The 2,490-nt window shown below is 68.4% G+C and carries 3 protein-coding genes; all 3 read right to left on the bottom strand.

Features of this window, described 5'->3' with window-relative positions; translation table 11 throughout:
- Positions 1-54: 54 nt before the first annotated feature.
- Complete coding sequence (locus IJH84_RS12440; protein ID WP_295144320.1) at positions 55-1,296, bottom strand: YcaO-like family protein; 1,242 nt, start codon at positions 1,294-1,296, stop codon at positions 55-57.
- Positions 1,297-1,464: 168 nt separating this feature from the next.
- On the bottom strand, positions 1,465-1,608 hold the full coding sequence (locus IJH84_RS12435; protein WP_200070266.1) for a hypothetical protein: 144 nt from the start codon (positions 1,606-1,608) through the stop codon (positions 1,465-1,467).
- A 198-nt stretch (positions 1,609-1,806) separates the two neighbouring features.
- The gene (gene rnhA, locus IJH84_RS12430; RefSeq protein WP_295144315.1) at positions 1,807-2,274 is read right to left on the bottom strand and encodes a ribonuclease HI; all 468 of its coding nucleotides are present in this window, start codon (positions 2,272-2,274) and stop codon (positions 1,807-1,809) included.
- Positions 2,275-2,490 lie beyond the last annotated feature (216 nt).

Here is a 2,490-nt window from a genome sequence, read left to right as displayed (position 1 = left end):
ATTCGGGCGCGGCCCGCTTTTTCGTCTCGAGCCGGTGTGGTTCAGGTCTGTGCGTCAGGTCCGGGCGGCGAGTCCGCGCGGACCGGGACCGACCAGTTGGCCGTCGGTGATCACCATGAAGCGTTCGAGCCCTGGCACGACGGTGCTGACCACGGTCAGCTCCGCGCTGGTGTGCAGCTCGCGCACGAGCGGGGTGAAGCCGTGCGAGGTGAGGATGCGAACGAGCCGTTCCAGGTGGCCGCCCGGAGAGCCCGGGGCGGCGGTCGGTGCGTACGCCACCACCTCGGCTTCGAGCAGCTTCGGGCCGAGGTTCATCAGGTAGCAGTCGTGGAACGGCGGGTACTCGGCGGTCCAGTCCCGTTCCTCGTCCTCGTCCCCTCGTTGCGTGCTGCCCGCCATGAGTTGCAGCAGTTCGGTCAGCGCCCGCCGGATGGCGTGCTCGCGGGACAACGACGCGCCTGCGCCGCGCACTCGCGCCGGTTCACCGGGCTGCGGCGGGAGGTAAGCGAGCACGGCGGGGATTCCGAGGCTCGTCGTCATGTCGATGAGCTGCACGCTCCCGCCGCTGCGTTGCTGCGCGATCCCGTGCAGTTCGGCGAGGTTGTCGGGAAGGGTCGCGGGGTCGACGACGGTCAGCGGCGCCGGGCTTGCGGCGAGGAACGTGTTGATCAGCATCAGCGAGAAGGCGTCGCGCTCCACGATCTCGTTGATCGCGTGGACGGTGGCCTCTTCCCGCGTGGAACCCGCCGCGCAGCCGCTGTTGAGCGAATAGCGCAGCACGCCCGCGTAGTCGTAGGTGTCGCCGAGTTCGCGGCGTTCCGGCTCGAAGGCGTCGCTGACGTAGTCGGGAGACGTCAGGAACGCCGGCAGCAGGGTCGCCGCGTCGTCGGACAGGTTCCGGAACGGCAGGCAGGCGATCGGCTCGTCGGGGCCTTCCGCGAGGCGGGCGCCCACGACATCACCGGTCAGCTCGGTGGCGGCTTCGCGCGCTGGGCGCAGGACGATGTCGGGGGTCTTGTGCTGCTCGCGGCCGAAGTGGTGCTCCAGCGCCTCGAAGATCGCCCCGACCTGGGCGGGCAGCCGGTATCCCTTGCCGGAGCCTGCTCCGCTCGGCACCGGCTCGCCGTTGCGGTCGTGCAGGACGCACCGCCACAGCGCGGGGTCATCGCCGAGCGGGTCGAGTTCTGCGGTCCACCCGAATCGCCGGACGGCTCGCTCGCCGTTCGACAGCGCCGTCCGCCAGTCGCAGGACCGCTCACCGGCTTGCGCGTGCTGATCTCCGTCGATGGTGCGCAATGCAACGCCTCGCTTTTGATCGAGTGTTCGTGGGAGCGGTGCAAGCGATTCGCGGACAATTCGTTCGCGCTGAACAGGAATCGTTGCTGAAACCGCACGGTCGGCTGCGTGGTGGATTTCGGCCGGGCACCCGGCGAGGTGTGCCGCTTGCGCCGGGTGCCCACGTCGTCAGCGCTTTGCTGCGCCGGTCCGCTGCTGGTCCTGCTGCTGGTGCTCGCGAACGAGGTGCGCGATCACCTGCTGCTCGGCCTTCGACAGTTCGAGCTTTTCCGCTCGTGCGGCGGCAATATCCTTGGCAATGAGAACACCCATTTTTCCTCCGTTGCGGGGTCGACGCGGGCGATGAGCCCATTGTGCGCATTCGGAGTTTGCGCGGGTGGGCGAGATCGCGTCAACGGGGCGCATTCGGATGGACTACGACGGAAGTAGCACATTCCGCAAATGTGCTGTTTTCGGTCCGATTCTGCCGAATCCGTTGCGGCGCGCGAAATTCCGCGCCGGTGCGAGTTCTCAGCGATTCTCGTCGCGGCCGCGGCAGGCGAGCTTGTCGGCGCGCTCGTTCTCCGGGTGCCCGGCGTGGCCCTTGACCCAGTTCCACTCGACGGTGCCGTGCCGCTGCGCTTCGGCTTCCAGCCGTTGCCAGAGCTCGGCGTTCTTCACCGGCTGCTTGGACGCGGTCTTCCAGCCGTTGCGCTTCCAGCCCGCGAGCCATTCGGTGATGCCCTTGAGCACGTAGGTGCTGTCGGTGTGCACCAGCACCACCGGCATCGGGCGGGTCAGCGCCGCGAGCCCTTCGATGACCGCGGTGAGTTCCATCTTGTTGTTCGTGGTGCCCGGCTCACCGCCGTGGAGCTCGCGCTCGTGCGTTCCGTAGCGCAGCACCACGCCCCAGCCGCCCGGGCCGGGATTGCCGCTGCACGCGCCATCGGTGAACAACTCGACGCAGTCCTGCGTCCCGGTCTCGTCCCGCTGCGGCATTCCCGCAACCTAGCGCGCCACCGCACCCGGCCCGGCACCCAGGTCACCCGCGGACCGCGAAGTCTCCGGGGCGCTGGAACTTCCGGGATGCGGTGTTCGTTGGGCCGGTCAGGGCAGGCCAGTGCGGTAAGTACCGGGCATTCACCGAAAATTCCTATTGCGTGTCCTCAGCGGTCCTACTGCGCTTTCTGCGCGCGGCGATACACCTGCGGGCAT

It is taken from the genome of Saccharopolyspora sp., from assembly GCF_017434145.1.
Taxonomy (GTDB): domain Bacteria; phylum Actinomycetota; class Actinomycetes; order Mycobacteriales; family Pseudonocardiaceae; genus Saccharopolyspora_C; species Saccharopolyspora_C galaxeae.
The sequence above is the reverse complement of the archived record's forward strand: the minus strand, read 5'-3'. Positions and strand labels throughout refer to the sequence as shown.

Coding starts and splice junctions, on each gene's coding strand:
- IJH84_RS12435 (WP_200070266.1), bottom strand. CDS start 1,608: ATGGGTGTTCTCATTGCCAAGGATATTGCCGCCGCACGAGCGGAAAAG.
- rnhA (WP_295144315.1), bottom strand. CDS start 2,274: ATGCCGCAGCGGGACGAGACCGGGACGCAGGACTGCGTCGAGTTGTTC.